Here is a 16027-nt window from a genome sequence, read left to right as displayed (position 1 = left end):
CACGAATTATACCATAGCAAACTCTATAAATAAATTGTCTGAACGATTACAATAAGGATGAAATTTGTCATAATTAATCCATTAAAAAAGTCCGGTGTCAACAACACCAGACTCTTTCTATTATCCATAAATGACCGGACGGCCGATTGAATGGTATTCAACTCCGCTATTCTTCACCTGGTCAAGTGTGAAGCAGTTCCTTCCATCAAAGACCAACGCTTCTTTCATTCGTGCTTTGTATTCGTGAAGCGGGAAGTTCTTAATCTCTTTCCATTCTGTCAGGATGATCGCAACATCTGCATCCTGTACCGCTTTCTCGATACTTGTCGCGTAGTGGACCTTATTCGAAAGGACTTCCTTCGCATTCTCTGTTGCGACCGGGTCGTATGCAACGACTTCTGCGTTTTTATCGAGTAGCTTTTCCGTGACATCGATGGACGGTGCTTCGCGCATGTCATCTGTGTTCGGTTTGAAAGATAAACCGAGGACAGCTACCTTCTTGTTACTCAGATCCGTTACCCGTTTATGCAGCTTATCAACGATGATGCTTCGCTGGCGCTCATTGACGTCAACGACATTTTCCAAAATCGGCATATCATTTTCAACGTTCCTGCCGATCGAGATGATCGCTCGTGTATCTTTCGGGAAACAGGATCCACCGAAGCCGATCCCAGCGTTGAGAAAGCTTTCCCCGATCCGCTTATCCATACCCATCCCTTTAGCTACGTGATCGATATTGGCGCCGATTTTCTCTGAGAGGTTCGCCATCTCATTGATGAAGCTGATTTTCGTCGCGAGGAACGCGTTGGATGCATACTTGATCATCTCTGCACTGCGCAAGTCTGTTTTGACGATCGGCAATCGGAAGCCCGCATTGACCTTCTCCAGGAGTTCAAGCGCTTCTTCATCATTCGAACCGATGACAATCCTGTCACCGCGGAATGTATCATGTACGGCTGAACCCTGACGGAGAAACTCCGGGTTGGAAGCGACCGAAATAGAGACGTCGTTAACAAGGTTGGCTTCAATCGTTTCCTTTATATGTTCGTTCGTACCAACTGGAACGGTACTTTTCGTTACGATTACTGCATCATTTTCAAGATGGGAAGCGATATCACGACACGCTGCATTCACATACGTCAAGTCTGCGGAGCCATCATCTCCTTGCGGGGTGCCGACAGCGATGTAGACAAGCTGCTTTTGTGCCAACCCTCTTGTGTAATCTGTCGTAAACGTCAATCGTTCCTGTCGAAGGTTCTTTTCGAGGAGTTCTTCCAGTCCTTCTTCATAAATCGGACTCTTTCCATTATTCAGCTTTTCTACTTTCTTTTCATCGATATCGATGCATGTAACATTGTGGCCAAGATCTGACAGGCACACACCTGTTACGAGACCCACATATCCTGTCCCGATTACTGCTATGTTCATAAGAATTTCACTCCTAGTTGTTTCTTAGGTTGTCCAGTTTCTTTTCCATGTACGCTTTGATTTCTTCATGTAAATCTTCCCGGTTCAATGCAAAATCGATCGTCGCTTGGACAAATCCAAGCTTCCCACCGATATCGTATCGTTTTCCGGTGAAGTTATATGCCAATACCTTTTCCCTGTCATTAAGCGTTTCAATCGCATCCGTCAGTTGGATTTCTCCATCTTTCCCAGGATTCTGATCCTTCAGGATACTGAAGATTTCAGGAGAAAGCACGTAACGGCCCATAATCGCCAAGTTCGAAGGAGCGTTTTCCAGGGCAGGCTTCTCTACTAAGGATTGGATTTCCTGGACGGAATCACGGTACCCATTCTTCTCTGATGGATTGATGATGCCATACTTCGAAACATTCTCCCAAGGAACATCCTGTACACCTACAACAGAATGGCCGTATTCGTCATACACATCCATCAGCTGCTTCAGGCATGGTTCATCCGCTTCGACGATGTCGTCCCCTAACAGGACCGCGAACGGCTCGTTCCCGATGAAGCTCTCCGCAACACTAATGGCATGGCCAAGTCCGTTCGGTTCTTTTTGACGGATATAATGGATATTCGCCAAGTTGGAGATCGAACGCACCATTTCGAGCATGTCGTGCTTCCCTTTCTGAGTCAGCTTCTCCTCAAGTTCATAGGACACATCGAAGTGGTCTTCGATCGCACGTTTCCCACGTCCTGAAATGATGATGATATCTTCAATGCCGGATTGAACGGCTTCTTCTACAATATATTGAATCGTCGGTTTATCTACGATCGGCAGCATTTCCTTCGGCTGTGCTTTCGTAGCTGGTAAAAAACGTGTGCCTAATCCTGCTGCTGGAATGATGGCTTTTTTCACTCTCATAACTAGACGCTCCTTTGATAAGTCCGATTTCTTTGTTCATTTTATCATAATGGAAATGACAAGTTCAGTTCCGAGCAAAATTGTCTTGTATCTGTTACATTTGCATAATATACCTTGCTATACAAAAGGTAAATATATATGTATGATAGAATTGGAATTGGACCAAACTAAAAACCTTCTACATAAAGGCAGGGTTGAACAATGAGTTTATTTACGAAATTGAAAAATAAAGAAGAAAAAATAGCAGTCATTGGGCTCGGCTATGTCGGGCTTCCGCTTGCTGTCGAACTGGCGAAGCATTTCGATGTCGTCGGACTTGATATCAACAAAGCGAAACTGGATAAATATTTGAGCGGAATCGACATTACAGATGAAGTCGGGAACGAAGCATTGGAGAAAACAACGATGACCTTCACGAGTGATGAAAATGATCTTAAGGATTGCAAATTCCTGATCGTCACCGTTCCGACTCCGATCAATACGGACAAAACACCGGACCTGAACCCAGTAATCAGTGCAAGTAAGATGGTCGGACGTCACCTTCAGGAAGGTGCCATCGTAGTATATGAATCCACCGTCTATCCTGGTACAACGGAAGAAATCTGTGTGCCTTTGCTTGAAGAGGAATCCGGATTGACTTTCGGACAAGACTTCAAAGTCGGTTATTCACCAGAGCGCATCAACCCAGGCGACCGAGTGAACACCCTTACGAAAATCACGAAAATCGTTTCCGGATCTGATGAGGAAGCGTTGAAGGAACTATCGGACCTTTACGGTTCGATCATCGAAGCTGGCGTATTCGAAGCTGAATCCATCAAAGTAGCGGAAGCAGCTAAGGTCATCGAGAATTCACAACGAGACATCAACATCGCCTTCATGAATGAATTGTCGATGGTGTTCAACAAAATGGGCATCAACACGAAGGCTGTACTTGAAGCAGCAGGTACGAAGTGGAACTTCCTCAAGTTCACACCTGGACTTGTAGGCGGCCACTGTATCGGCGTTGACCCATATTACTTCACGTACAAAGCAGAACAACTTGGCTACCATTCCCAAATCATCCTATCTGGTCGTAAGATCAATGATGATATGGGTAAATATATCGCGAGCAATGTCATCAAGAAAATGATCAAGGCAAAGCATGAAATTGATGGCGCGAAAGTCGCGATTCTTGGACTTGCCTTCAAAGAAAACGTCGGTGATGTAAGGAACACGAAAGTGATCGACATCATTGAAGAATTGGAAGAATACGGCGTACAGCTGCTCATCCATGATCCAGTCGCAGACAAGGAAGAAGCGAAGCGCGCCTTCGACATCGACCTTGTCGACGAAGAGGAACTGACAGACCTTGATGCCATCGTTTACGCAGTCCCGCATAAGGAATTCAAAGAATCGTATGATATTGATTCCTTGGAAAAACTATATAAGGACGATCGCAAAGTATTGATCGATGTAAAAGGTACACTTGATCACAATGAATGTGAAGCGAAAGGATTCCATTACTGGAGTCTGTAACCTATAGAAAAGCCCGCACCTGTCACAAGGTGCGGGCTTTTTTAAAAAGGGGAAACGCTCCCCTTCTTTTAACTATATCCTCGTTCTCGTTGATGACCACCCATGTTGTCATCATCTTCTTCCGATGATTGCGGCTCATCAGTAGTGTCCTCTACCTGTTCTGGAGACTCATCGTAAGTATCCTCTTCCTCAGTGGAGGCCTCATCGATTGGAAGTGCAGGTTCCTCCGGTTGTTCATCAACTGCCTCGGTATCGGTATTCATTTCCTCTTGCTGTTGCGGTTCTTGCCGTGAAGGCTCCACTTTATCTTTGAGTTCCTTTTTCGTCTTTTTCGCTGTTTTCTTCACAGTATCGATGACAGGTGTTCTCCCACCTTTGACCACGCCGGTCATTTCAGCAAACAGATGAAGAAGCAACAGGATGACGAAAGACAATATGAGTGCAAATGCAAATGATGCGTAAGAGAAAATCACACCTAAAAATCCGAATAGAATACTGAACCCATAAAGAATCAATACCGTAGCCCGATGACTGAAACCTGCTGCAATCAGCTGATAATGGATGTGCTGATTATCAGGTGAAAGAATGTTCTTTTTGTTGATCATTCTCCTCAGTATAGAAAAAAGTGTATCAAAAATCGGGATCGCCAGCACCAGAATTGGAATGATGAAACTGAAAAACGTGATGCTTTTCATCAAGCCCAGAACTGAAATGACAGCAACGGAGTAACCTAAAAAGAGCGATCCCGTATCCCCCATGTAGATCTTGGCGGGATAAAAGTTATGCGGCAGAAAGCCGAGATTACTACCGATCAATGTAATACATATCATAATAACAAAGGCATGCTGATCGATGAAAGCCATTACGAGTATGCTGGATAAGGCAATGGTCGTCACCCCTGTAGCCAGGCCATCCAATCCGTCGATCAAGTTAATTGCATTCGTCACACCGATGATCCAAAAGAAAGTCAGGATCACTCCAACGAAATAATTCAAAGGAATGACACCAATCAAGGGGATCGTTATCTTCTCAATGATCAGCCCCGAGGACAGCAGCAGAACAGCGGCAATGATCTGCCCTGTCAGTTTCACTAGCGGCCTCAACTGATAACGATCATCCAATAGACCAGTAAGCATGATGACGACCGCTCCAAGACAGATCGATAAGAAATGAGGAATAGTCGGTTGTAAATAGATCATTCCGGCGACTACCCCGAAGAAGATAGCAAGTCCACCCATGCGCGGTGTGATTTTCGTATGTATTTTTCTAAGTTCAGGATAATCCATCACTTTCAATCTATATGCAAGCTTACGTACCGGAAAGGTCAGAAGAAAACTGGTCGTAAACGAAATCATCAGCCCTATCAGGAGGTTGCTGATACTAACCATAAAGAAACCCCTCTTTATCTCATAGTAAAATATTGTCGAACCTTCTATATTTTAACCGATTTTGTCATAATCATAAAGCTGTTCTATTATTGAGGGTTTTTGTCTAATAATGAAAGCAGGGAAATTGCCCCGCTACTTGAACTTAGTATAGGCAAATCAAGGCAAGTTTAAAAGCATCTACCTTCATTGAACTGCGGTGGATGCTTCCTTACAATCATTCATCGTTCATTCATCGTTCTTCCTATAATCATGCTTTATTGAACTGGAATTCGTTTTCAAAGATATTGATGACGTCTTGGCAGGATTTCACTTCTTCGGACTCTGCCATATTGACGATCTTCGAAAGCAGTTCATACAACTCATTTTCATTCCCCATTACTTACACCTTCCCTGTGCTTATTCCGTACTTTATAGACACGTATTGTTCCCATTCCCTATTAAAAGACATTTATACTAGTAATCTAAAAATTCGTCAGATTACTTGTTCTATTATTCGGTGTGGCCCGATTATATTTGTAGGTTGTCGTTTAAATAGATAATAGTTCCAATTTATCACAAAAACAAGGAAAATAATGTCGAATTATAAGATTTTCAGCATTTTATTTCATTTTTTGGAAATCGGGTCTTTCTTCCTCTTTGAAATCAATAGAATTAATCCAACTCCAATCAAAGCTCCAATCGTATCCAGCACCACATCACCAATGTAAGGCGTGCGGTTCGGTGTCATCCCCTGATGCATTTCGTCAAGTGCTGCATAAAGAACAGTAAGGGTGAGCGCGGTTAGAATCGGTTTTTGGAATGCTGATTTCGTTAATGCCAGATAGAAAAGAAGGAAAAGAATCATGAATACTGTTACATGAGCGCCTTTTCGAATGAAAAATTCAATGAATCCGGCAGTACCGAGTTCGGCCACGCTGACCTCTGAATGGTGATAGGTGAAGCGGATCCAGTCAAGGTATGGAGCGAGAAAGGATACGTCGATGTAATTGGACAGGAATGGCTTGAGATCCTGCTCCTGATATGGCTGTGAGGATGCGTAGAAGATGACTCCCATCCATGCGATTGGGGCGAGCCACCAGTAGAGTGAGTTTTTCATGATAACCACCTTGCTTATGTATTCTATTCACTTGATCAAACGTTTGATCAAGTTGTTTTTTTGATGAGTGCTTGTCTGTATATCCTGGCTGCTGGGGGTGGTTCCGGCGAGTTTGCTGGTTTTCCGGCGAGTCAACCACACTTACCGGCGACTTTGCCATTTTTCCGGCGACCCCCATCAGATCAGCTTGTGAATGTCAGAAAAACCGCTACTTGCGCCGGTTCCGGCGAGTTCTCCGGGTTTCCGGCGAGTCAACCACACTTACCGGCGACTCTACCATATTTTCCGGCGACCCACATAATAAAAGGAAAACCTGTCTGAAGCAACGTCACATAACCTCAGACAGGTTTTCCTTTATTTGTTCAATTTCCACTTATTGAATTCGAGGAACTCTTTGAATTCGTCTTTCGAAATGCCGGAGTCCATCGCATCTTTGACGAGTTTCATCCAGTCTTCGTCAAGCTGCGCTTCTTCCTGATCTCCGTGCAATAAATAGTGGATGGAAACGTTCAGTTCCGCTGATACCTTCTCTAGGAATTGAATCGACGGATTGGATTGAAGATTCCTTTCGATCGAACTTAAATAGGATTTTGCGACACCTGCGCGTTCGGCAAGAACCGTCAGCGACAACCCTCTATCTTTACGTACTTTTTTGATACGTTCTCCAATCATATCCACTCACCTGCTTTCTACTTGCGATTATATCACAAAATAGAAAAGCGTTCTATATTAAGTACAATTTTTACAAAATATTTATTTTCCGTTCTCTACTGCTACCCTCCCTTTGTTGATGAATTGCGCGACTTCTTCTTTTTTGAACCCTACTGACTTGGCGATCTTCATCAATGCTACCCACTCTTCATCCAACTGATCACACTGTTTGTTCGAATTCATCATACCGATACCGTCCTCCATTCGAGTCTTCCAGGTAGTCCAGCCGCCATAGTTCGGTTCCCGTGTGCCGTTGTTCGTTATGTATACCTTAGGCCTGCAACTTTGCGCCTCCCTTTTTCAAGGGGTTTGCCTTTTTTCTGGAGAATCAGTACTATCGCGTAAGAAAAATATACTGTATACACCATGCATTTATGTGTTGCAATTTGTATCTTAATCAGTTCTATTTTTGGTGATTTATGTCAGATCGCTTACACTGGTACGACCGATGCTTGATAAACTCAGTGGTGACAAGGGTTTGCGCCACTTTTACTTCAAGGAGATTTCTGAAAAAAAGTGAACAATAACTTTTGGAGCATAAGCATGTGAGATATAGGGTCATTGTTGCATGGTATAGTCGTATGTACCACTAATTTGGAAATATAAACCACTTGTTCGTTATTCCTGTAAATATTTTATTTGGGAAGGTTTTGGTCTCTTGTTATTGAGGTTTAAGATGGTGGAGGATTCAGTTAAGGTCGGGATAAGGTCCCGACCTATTTTATTTAGCAGTCATCGTTGTGATAGCCAGTTTTATAGCTTCGGTGAGATCCGTCTGGGACCAGCTCGGAATTCTGCCGTGCCTAATCGCGAGGTCGTGCGAAGCAGGAATATGAATGAACCCAGCCGCTTCCAGTGGTTCCTGTAGAATATGGTACATTACGTTATTGCATAGGTACGTGCCTGCGGAATTGGATATTTCGGCAGGGTACCCGTTGGTGTTGAGGATTTCTGTGATTTGTTTAATTGGCAGTGTTGAAAAAGTGCCATCGGGACCGTCCTCGATGATCGGCTCGCCTTCTGGACGGTGACCACTGTTATCCTTGTCTCCGTCGTTGCAATTGATTGCAATCCGCTCCGGTGTGATTTTGTGGCGGCCAGCAGCAAGACCGAGCGCAACCACCTTGTCTGGATGTGTTTCATTTATGTATTCTAGGGTCAGCTTTCCTGATTGTTGGAAGTCGACGGGCAGGATACGGCCGATGATTAGGTGGTCATTAATCTTCGTCTGATCGAGTGCTCGTACGATTTCCTGAGTCGGGTTGACCGGAAAATCGAGGAACGGCTCGAAGCCTGTGAGCAGCAATTTTTTCATGTGATCCACTCCTTTCTTTTAATCGTAACATAGACCGTTGGATGTCAGAGCATAATAGGGAAAAAGGGGTGAGTTTGGATGGATCGAGAGGGGCTTACGGAGCGGTTTGAAATTGCCTTCAATCAGGTGCATCAAAGTTTGAAGCAATTGAACGAATTTCCGAAAAATGATAATTTCGCCGAGCTGCTGAACCGGTCGAAGCAAAAGCACAGCATCATCCGCTTCCATTTCGACACGTTAAAGCAGTACGCCAAGCTGCGCAATGCGATCGTGCATGAACGGGTTCGTGATGATTACTTCATCGCCACCCCGCACGAGGAGGTAGTCGAGACGTTGGAAGAGATCAGCCATACGCTTGAGCAGCCGCCACTTGCGCTAACGTTAGCTTCTGAGCCGGTGATTTACTATCGGAAGGATTCGCTGGTGAGCCATGTGCTGGAGGGATTCAGCAGGTATCAGGTCGCTCAATTTCCGATTTATGATACAGGGCATACGTATTGCGGGCTGTTAACGAGCGAGGGAGTCGTGCGCTGGCTTCATGAGAAGGGTGAAGTCGGGGAAGGTGTGCTTGCTGAAGATATTCTCGAGCATGAGCGGGAGCACAGCATTCATTTTTTGAGGGAGGACAGTTCGTTGTTTGAGCTGGAGGAAGCGTTCGAGGTGAGCTTCGAGGAAGGCCGGAAGCTTAAGGCGGTTATGATCACTGAGGATGGTGAGCGTGATCGGAAGCCGCTCGGTATTGTGACCGCGTGGGATATTTTCGGGAAGATGAATCGTTATCCGGATGGGCAGGGTTGAGCTGTAGTCGTGGAATGCTGTGCGGTGGGCTTGGGTTAGCTGGAGGCTGGGTTTCTGTTAATAGCGTGTACTCGGGTTGGCTAGAGGCTGGTTTTCTGGCGATACCCGTGTGTTTTCTGGCGATAATACGCCTAAATCTGGCGAAAACTCGATTAATCTGGCGATATCCGGTTATAATCTGGCAATCGGTATTTCACACCCCTCCCTCCACCAAACCTTTTAATATTACATGCACTCAACAACCGTTTAGCTGTATCTGCTGATGTAAATGCAAGGAAATCTCTCAATCCCCTGCTAGTGATTTCATCTCCAATTAGAAGTGTATAATCCCGTAACGCCTCCAAATGCGCCTCCTTGCATGTATGATTGCATTTCGGACAAAACCAGGTCCCATGTCGCCGCAGCATCGGCAGGAAGTCGCATTTACTACAAATCACACCCTTCCTTAAGCTGTTATAACTGATATTGAAATAAGGTAACGGTTTGAATTCAAAGGGCTGATGATTTTTCAGTAGTAAACCAGTAAATAACTCAATAGTTTCTTTTGTATAAACTTCTTCTTTGAATAGCTTCTGAATTTCCTTGATTTTTTCAGGTAGGGCATCAGTTCTGGTCAAAAACTTTGCATAGGATGGATCTTCGATTCGAATAACGGATGTGGGATGACTACTTGCTACTAGGGGATAAATCGGAACTTGAGGAAAACCGTGTGTAGCTATCCATTGCTCAAGCTGATCGCGTTGCCGAAATACTTGAGTAAAAGGACTGAGCGACCCTTTCGGCTGTCCGTCTAGGTCCTGTATGAGCTGATTATTGTTATCGACAAGTGGACTCTTGCTAAGATATTTGGCTTCAACTACTAAAAGGAATTTACTAGTAACAATCAATGCATCGATTTGAAAGAAATGCGTACCATTGTGAAGTCGCAAATCGAAGAAGATGCGGAAATCATCCGGTAAAAAAGAAAATGGGTACTCTAAAGATTTTTCACCTTTGTAGCCATATGTTCTTGTTTTGATCTCCGTTTGGATGATTTCATATTTATCATACGTGTAGGGCAGCCTCTTAGCGAGTGCTTGAAGCTTGCATATGCGAAGTGGAAAGGTAAGTGGCTTGTAGATCAAATTCTGTTCACCTCCTGTCCCCTCCTAATTTTGACATTACTTATACATACTCCTGCTTTAGTTCAAATTTAGAAAAATTGGTGGTCTGGATGATGGGGAAATCTGATTATCGAGCTAGTAATCTGGCGATATCCGTGTGTTTTCTGGCGATACCCTGCCACAAACTGGCGAAATTCCAGATTAACTGGCGAAAAACACCAATAATCTGGCGAACAGCACGCACCACCGCCCAACGCCACACCAAACAAGAAAAGACCTGCCCGCGGGCAGGTCTTCTTGATTATTTCTTCCGGAACAAGCCAGAAATCTTATTGGATAGATCATCAAAATAGGTGTAGACGACCGGGATCAGCAGCATGGTGAACAAGCTGGAGATCGACAGGCCGAAGATGATCGTTACGGCGAGCGGCTGTTGGGCTTCCGCTCCCTGGCCGATTCCGATGGCAAGCGGCACCATGCCGAGCACGGTGGTCAAAGTCGTCATCAGGATCGGACGCACACGACTCGGTGCTGCTTCAAGAATCGCTTCATAGCGCTCCACCCCACGCCGCCTGACAATATTAATATAGTCGACGAGCACGATGGCGTTGTTGACGACGATTCCGGCGAGCATGATGATTCCGACGAATGCCGGCAGACTGAATGGCAATCCTGTAACAAACAAGCCGGTTACGATACCGATGATCGTGGCTGGCAGCGAGAACATGATGATGAACGGGAACAGGAAGTTCTCGAACTGGATTGCCATCACGGCATACACAAGGAAGATTGAGAAGACCAGCGCTAGGGCTAGATCTCCGAATGATTCCTGCATATCCTCTGCCTGACCGCCAATTTCATAGCTGTATTCATCCGGCATATTCAAGCGTTCAAGCTCAGCGCGGATATCCTCTGTCACACTTCCGAGGTCACGATCGACGACTTCACTTGATACGTTCACTTGGCGCTGCTGGTTTTCACGCAGCAGGGATACCGGTCCTTGAACTTGTTCCAGATCGGCAACCGTTGCGAGTGGGATCAATGCGCCAGTAGGTGTCTGGATCGTCATGCCTTCAAGGTCGGCAATCGTCTGGCGCTCCTCTTCTGGTAAAATCAACCTTACATCGATTTCGTCCGTGCCATCGCGATAACGCGTCGCAACTTGACCACTGAAACCGAGTTGTACCTGACCGAGTACTTGCTGATACGTCAAGCCATACTGGGCAGCCTTGTCGCGATCGACGACGATTTGCATTTCCGGCTGACCTTCGTCAGTCGAGGATGTCGCGTTATGGACACCTTCGACGTTACTGATCATGTAGACCATCTGATCGGCAAGCTGCTGCAGCACTTCATATTCAGGACCGTTAATCTGGATTTGGACGGGGTCACCCGTACCGAGGCCGGCACCGATTTCGCTGACGGTGATTTCGGCTCCAGGGATGTCGTCCATCAGATCATTGATTTCCTGCATCACAGTGACCGTATCTTTTTCACGATCGTCGGGGTCGACGAGCTGGATCGTGTAGGTCGCCTGGTTTGAGGAGGATGAGAATCCTTCGAATCCACCGCCACCTACAGTAAGATAACTAGTCTCGATGACAGATTCGTAGCGATCGAGTCGCTCGTTCACTTTTTCCGTCACACGTTCGGTTTCACTCAACGCCGTTCCTGCCGGTGTCTTGACGCTGACTTCAATCTGTCCCTGATCGGACGGTGGAATAAACGCAGTCCCAATCATAGGTACAAGCGCCGCACTTCCGGCAATAAACGCCAGGGTGACAAAAATCGTCGTCTTACGGAATTTCAAGACCCATCGCAACATACGACGATACAAGTCATTCACTTTATCCAGGAAACGATCGAACCAGTAACGGCGACCGGATGTCTGCAATGGTTTTGTCAAAAGCTTCGACGACAGCATCGGGATCAGTGTTACAGATACGACGAGCGATGCAATCAATGCAAAGGAAATCGTCAGCGCTAGCGGCGTGAACAATTCCGATGCAATCCCTTCTACGAAAATGATCGGCAGGAAGACGACCAGTGTCGTGGAAGCGGAGGCGATTACGGCCGGAGCGAGCTCCGATGCCCCTTTTTTCGCGGATTCGACCATCGAATAGCCTTGCTGGCGATAGGTGACGATGTTTTCGAGTATGACGATCGAACTGTCGACCATCATTCCGATTCCGAGTGCAAGTCCGCCCATCGTCAGTACGTTCAGCGTTTCACCGGTGAAGTACATCAGCGTGAACGTTGAAATGATAGCAATCGGAATGGAAATACCGATGACAAGAGTCGCTCGGAAACTTTTTAAAAAGAGTAATAGAATCAATACGGAGAAAATTCCTCCGATGATGATGTTCAGCAATACGGAATTGATCGAGATTTTGATGAATTCCGAAGTATCGAGGACGACCTTCATATTGACGTCTTCCGGTAGTTTTTCCTCGATTTCATCCATGGCAGCAAGGACGTTGTCGGCTGTTTCGACTGTGTTTCCATCTGTCTTTTTTAAAACAGAAAGCACGACAGATGGCTCGCCGTTAACCTTGGAAATCGTGCTTGAATCCTTGTAGGTCATTTCGACATCAGCGATTTCACTCAGCCGTACCTGTGCGCCGGTTTCGGTCTGCAGGATGGTGTTCTCGATTTGTTCGACCGATTCGAATTCACCGTCGATTCGGATTTGCAGGTCCTGCTTGCCCTTTTCAATGGCTCCTGCGGATGCGGACTGATTCGATGCATTCAACGTTTGAACGATGGTCTGCGAATTGAGCCCGTACTGGTTCATTTCCGCCTGATCAATCAGGACGCGCACTTCACGCGTTTTTCCACCTTCGATGCTGACAGATGCGACACCGCCCTGTCTTTCGAAAAATGGAACGATCTGATCTTCTGCAAGCTGCTGGAGTTCTTCTGGTTGATCGCCGGTCAGGCCGATCCACATGACCGGGATCTGCTGTGGATCAAAGCGGAGTACATTTGGTTCGCCAGCATCTTCCGGCAGTATGCCTTTGACCTGGTCTACTTTTTCCCGTACTTCAAGCAGTGCGTTATCGAGGTTCACCCCGGTGTTGAACTGCATGAAGACGAGGGAAGCACCAGTCTGGGACTGGGATTGGATCGTTTCGAGACCTTCGATTGAACTTACTGCTGATTCAATCGGTCGGCTGACCAGTTTTTCCGATTCTTGTGGAGCCGCTCCCTGGTAGCTTGTTGATACGACGGCGATCGGCAGGTCGATTTCCGGGTAGAGATCGATTGCAAGGTTCCTTAAGGAAAGGAAGCCGAGCGCGAGGATCCCGAGTACGACCATGATGACACCGACCGGACGTTTGACGGATACATCAACTAACTTCACGTCAAGCATCCTCCTTTATGATGCTGACGTCCGCTCCGTCACTGAGCGTCAATTGACCTGTGGTAACGATTTCAGCACCTTTTTCGATCTCTGCCTCGATGGCTGTGCGATCCGATTGGGATTCGACGATCGTGACAGAAATCTGCTTCGCAACATTATCGACCACTTGGTAGATATAGGCTCCATCGCTTTGTTCTACAACCGCTTCTGTCGGGACGATCAACGTATTCTCGACGATGATTTCCGGAAGCAGGAACGTCGCCATCATGCCAGGTTTGATTTTCTTATCGACATTGGTGATGCTTGCTTCTACCGGGTACAGACCGGTGTCATTCGGTACAGATGAAACGTAGCTGATGTTCGCGGTAACCGTTTCATCCAGCGCATCTACGCGTACCTCGATTTCCTGGCTTTTTTCAAAAAGGTTCAGCTGCCCAGCGGTAACGGTTGCTTCGATCGACATCGTATCGATGGAAACGATTGTTGCGATTGGCTGCTGGTTGGAAACGAAGTCGCCTTCACGCGCGTTCAACCTCGTAATTTCACCTGACGCAGTCGCGGTGATCGTATTGTCGGAAGCCTGACTTTTCGCCTGGTTGAGCTGGACCTGGGCCTGCTCGACTTGAAGACGTGCCTGCTCGATACCGACATCTGCCTGGTTCACCTGTTCACGCGCCTGATCGACCTGGGCTTCTGCCTGTTGCAGGTTACCGGATGTTGCCGGCTTCTGATTTTTCAACTGCTGGTATTGAGCATATGCCTGGTCTGCTTGTGCCTGCGCCTGCTCATAGATCACCTCTGGAATCGTGCCTTCTTCTGCAAGTTCTTTGGATTGATCGGCGATTTCTTTCACTTGCGCATATTGTTGTTGCGCAGCATCGATGTTACGTCTCATTTCGGTAGATGACGCCTGCTGAGCGTCTTTTGCGAGCTGGACCTGATCCTGGGCACTTGCAAGCCCTTGTTCTGCCTGACGTTTGGCAATTTGAGCATTTTCGAGCTGCTGCTGTGCCTGTTGGACAGCTAGTTCCTGCAGTTCAACCTGACTATTGGCGTTTCCCGGGTCGACGGTAGCGATGGCATCGCCTTCATTGACCTGGTCGCCTTTTTCCACGTTCAATGTGACAAGTTCACCTGGTTGGCGTGGGATGACCGGTGAAGTCGTACCTGCGACAGCTCGTCCATTGACTTTTCGATCGATGGAAAGGTCTCCTTTTGTCACTAGTGCAGTTTCAACCGGCGTAATCTGATTCTCCGGCTCTGCGTTTTCTTCTTTATCGGAACAGCCGCTGATGATCAATGTCCCTATGAGTGCTGCGGCTAAAAGTTTGAACTTCTTCATGTTCGTATGACTCCTCTCCCCTAAATCAACTCGATGTTGAGGTAATTCGCGATTTGTTCACAATCCTTCTTGAGTGCAGGGTGCCCCTTGAAATGAGCGAGCATTCCCTGGAATAGGATGTGCTGCGGCTGATCTTTCTTGATTTCGTTCAGCAGCAAATCGATGGTTGCGTGCAAATCTTCGCGTTTTTTTGTCGGCATTTCTGCTTCGTCTATCTTCTTACGCATGGTTGCAAGTATTTGTTTCACTTGGTTGTTAGGATCCTGCTTTTCCAAGGTTGGAAAATGATTGCGAAGCTGGTCCATGGCAATCATTGGATGTGATTCTTTTTTCAGCATGCCCTCTACGGCATCCATCATGCGTTCGACCATGAATTCGGCTAGTCTGCGCGGGTCTACGTCCAGGTCGTCGATGATCAGCCATTTGAAATAGCCTTGCATGATGCCTTCCATCAGGATGGCACCGTCGACGATGAACGGTTCGATCCGCTTATCAAAAAGTCCGGTGAGATTCTCCTTCGCCCAGCTGAAGCTCTGTGCTTTCATCTGCAGCAGGAATGCATCGACTTCGCTGCTGAAAGAAATGTTTTCCCTCAGGTGCATGATGATGAATTCCTTATCCTCCATCATACTCTGGTTGAAGATCTCCATCTGCTTGATCAGCCGTTCTTTCGGTGGATCGTTGTCATCGGTCACTGACTCGACTTTCTTCAGCAGCCTCTCGTAATAGTGCTTGTAAATGGAAAGTGTGAGGTCTTCCTTCGAATCGAAATGTATGTAAAATGCGCCTTTGGATACGCCGGCACGATCAGCGATCTGCTGGATCGATGTCGCATGGTATCCTTTCTGGGCAAACAGCTTGAGGCCTTCCTCAATCAGCTGCTGCTTCCTTTCGTTCATATCTATCCCTACTTCCTCTCGTTGATGCCGTTGTTGTTCGTTATACTGACCGACCGGAAAGTAGAATGACCGGTCAGTCACATACCCGTCAATCATACTAGAAAATTCCACAAAATTCAATCCACTCTAGCGCATTAAAGCGATGAGGGACTGTCCCGCTCCGCGCT

General features: G+C 46.5%; 14 protein-coding genes and 1 riboswitch. Of the genes, 2 read left to right on the top strand and 12 right to left on the bottom strand.

The genetic code is table 11. The features are described 5' to 3' along the window. Positions 1-120 precede the first annotated feature (120 nt). A complete protein-coding gene (locus tag ACFQ2J_RS13200) occupies positions 121-1428 on the bottom strand; it encodes a UDP-glucose dehydrogenase family protein (RefSeq protein WP_386061215.1) in 1308 nt (435 codons plus the stop codon). Between the two features lie 13 nt (positions 1429-1441). Then, positions 1442-2329 (bottom strand): UTP--glucose-1-phosphate uridylyltransferase GalU, encoded by an 888-nt coding sequence (galU, locus tag ACFQ2J_RS13195; RefSeq protein WP_386061212.1) that lies wholly within the window; start codon positions 2327-2329, stop codon positions 1442-1444. A gap of 201 nt (positions 2330-2530) precedes the next feature. On the opposite strand from galU, the gene ACFQ2J_RS13190 reads away from it, so the two are divergent. Then, positions 2531-3844 carry a nucleotide sugar dehydrogenase gene (locus tag ACFQ2J_RS13190; RefSeq protein ID WP_386061209.1) on the top strand — a complete coding sequence of 438 codons (1314 nt, stop codon included), beginning with the start codon at positions 2531-2533 and terminating at the stop codon, positions 3842-3844. Between the two features lie 68 nt (positions 3845-3912). Here ACFQ2J_RS13190 and ACFQ2J_RS13185 read toward each other — a convergent pair whose 3' ends face one another. From ACFQ2J_RS13185 to ACFQ2J_RS13160, 6 genes are all read right to left on the bottom strand, one after another. Beyond that, positions 3913-5232 carry a glycosyltransferase family 4 protein gene (locus ACFQ2J_RS13185; RefSeq protein WP_386061207.1) on the bottom strand — a complete coding sequence of 440 codons (1320 nt, stop codon included), beginning with the start codon at positions 5230-5232 and terminating at the stop codon, positions 3913-3915. A 247-nt stretch (positions 5233-5479) separates the two neighbouring features. Next, positions 5480-5608: a hypothetical protein gene (locus ACFQ2J_RS13180; protein WP_386061204.1), complete on the bottom strand. Its 129-nt coding sequence runs from the start codon at positions 5606-5608 to the stop codon at positions 5480-5482. A gap of 228 nt (positions 5609-5836) precedes the next feature. Continuing rightward, on the bottom strand, positions 5837-6328 hold the full coding sequence (locus ACFQ2J_RS13175; RefSeq protein ID WP_386061201.1) for a VanZ family protein: 492 nt from the start codon (positions 6326-6328) through the stop codon (positions 5837-5839). A gap of 354 nt (positions 6329-6682) precedes the next feature. Next, on the bottom strand, positions 6683-7000 hold the full coding sequence (locus ACFQ2J_RS13170) for a helix-turn-helix domain-containing protein (protein ID WP_386061199.1): 318 nt from the start codon (positions 6998-7000) through the stop codon (positions 6683-6685). An 81-nt stretch (positions 7001-7081) separates the two neighbouring features. Continuing rightward, the gene (locus ACFQ2J_RS13165; RefSeq protein ID WP_386061196.1) at positions 7082-7225 is read right to left on the bottom strand and encodes an anti-repressor SinI family protein; all 144 of its coding nucleotides are present in this window, start codon (positions 7223-7225) and stop codon (positions 7082-7084) included. A gap of 27 nt (positions 7226-7252) precedes the next feature. Then, positions 7253-7363: riboswitch (cyclic di-GMP riboswitch) on the bottom strand. A 397-nt stretch (positions 7364-7760) separates the two neighbouring features. Further along, entirely contained in the window at positions 7761-8354 is a 594-nt protein-coding gene (locus ACFQ2J_RS13160; protein ID WP_386061193.1) for a pyroglutamyl-peptidase I, read from the bottom strand. 78 nt (positions 8355-8432) lie between these two features. Between ACFQ2J_RS13160 and ACFQ2J_RS13155 the strand changes: the two genes are divergently transcribed. Beyond that, entirely contained in the window at positions 8433-9152 is a 720-nt protein-coding gene (locus ACFQ2J_RS13155) for a CBS domain-containing protein (RefSeq protein ID WP_386061190.1), read from the top strand. Positions 9153-9304: 152 nt separating this feature from the next. On the opposite strand, the gene ACFQ2J_RS13150 is transcribed toward ACFQ2J_RS13155, so the two are convergent. The 4 genes from ACFQ2J_RS13150 to ACFQ2J_RS13135 form a co-directional block, all read right to left on the bottom strand. Next, complete coding sequence (locus ACFQ2J_RS13150; RefSeq protein ID WP_386061187.1) at positions 9305-10276, bottom strand: nuclease-related domain-containing protein; 972 nt, start codon at positions 10274-10276, stop codon at positions 9305-9307. A 280-nt stretch (positions 10277-10556) separates the two neighbouring features. Beyond that, the gene (locus tag ACFQ2J_RS13145) at positions 10557-13619 is read right to left on the bottom strand and encodes an efflux RND transporter permease subunit (RefSeq protein WP_386061184.1); all 3063 of its coding nucleotides are present in this window, start codon (positions 13617-13619) and stop codon (positions 10557-10559) included. 1 nt (position 13620) lies between these two features. Then, positions 13621-14961: an efflux RND transporter periplasmic adaptor subunit gene (locus ACFQ2J_RS13140; protein WP_386061181.1), complete on the bottom strand. Its 1341-nt coding sequence runs from the start codon at positions 14959-14961 to the stop codon at positions 13621-13623. Between the two features lie 20 nt (positions 14962-14981). Beyond that, positions 14982-15956, bottom strand: a complete 975-nt coding sequence (locus ACFQ2J_RS13135) for a TetR/AcrR family transcriptional regulator (RefSeq protein WP_386061178.1) — start codon at positions 15954-15956, stop codon at positions 14982-14984. Positions 15957-16027 lie beyond the last annotated feature (71 nt).

This window comes from Thalassobacillus hwangdonensis (assembly GCF_042675915.1).
Taxonomy (GTDB): Bacteria; Bacillota; Bacilli; order Bacillales; family Halobacillaceae; genus Thalassobacillus_A; species Thalassobacillus_A hwangdonensis.
This window is presented reverse-complemented; position numbering and strand designations above follow the sequence as displayed.

Excerpts from the sequence above, each read along its gene's own strand:
- ACFQ2J_RS13200 (WP_386061215.1), bottom strand. The coding sequence starts at position 1,428 with ATGAACATAGCAGTAATCGGGACAGGATATGTGGGTCTCGTAACAGGT.
- galU (WP_386061212.1), bottom strand. The coding sequence starts at position 2,329 with ATGAGAGTGAAAAAAGCCATCATTCCAGCAGCAGGATTAGGCACACGT.
- ACFQ2J_RS13190 (WP_386061209.1), top strand. The coding sequence starts at position 2,531 with ATGAGTTTATTTACGAAATTGAAAAATAAAGAAGAAAAAATAGCAGTC.
- ACFQ2J_RS13185 (WP_386061207.1), bottom strand. The coding sequence starts at position 5,232 with ATGGTTAGTATCAGCAACCTCCTGATAGGGCTGATGATTTCGTTTACG.
- ACFQ2J_RS13180 (WP_386061204.1), bottom strand. The coding sequence starts at position 5,608 with ATGGGGAATGAAAATGAGTTGTATGAACTGCTTTCGAAGATCGTCAAT.
- ACFQ2J_RS13175 (WP_386061201.1), bottom strand. The coding sequence starts at position 6,328 with ATGAAAAACTCACTCTACTGGTGGCTCGCCCCAATCGCATGGATGGGA.
- ACFQ2J_RS13170 (WP_386061199.1), bottom strand. The coding sequence starts at position 7,000 with ATGATTGGAGAACGTATCAAAAAAGTACGTAAAGATAGAGGGTTGTCG.
- ACFQ2J_RS13165 (WP_386061196.1), bottom strand. The coding sequence starts at position 7,225 with ATGATGAATTCGAACAAACAGTGTGATCAGTTGGATGAAGAGTGGGTA.
- ACFQ2J_RS13160 (WP_386061193.1), bottom strand. The coding sequence starts at position 8,354 with ATGAAAAAATTGCTGCTCACAGGCTTCGAGCCGTTCCTCGATTTTCCG.
- ACFQ2J_RS13155 (WP_386061190.1), top strand. The coding sequence starts at position 8,433 with ATGGATCGAGAGGGGCTTACGGAGCGGTTTGAAATTGCCTTCAATCAG.
- ACFQ2J_RS13140 (WP_386061181.1), bottom strand. The coding sequence starts at position 14,961 with ATGAAGAAGTTCAAACTTTTAGCCGCAGCACTCATAGGGACATTGATC.
- ACFQ2J_RS13135 (WP_386061178.1), bottom strand. The coding sequence starts at position 15,956 with ATGATTGACGGGTATGTGACTGACCGGTCATTCTACTTTCCGGTCGGT.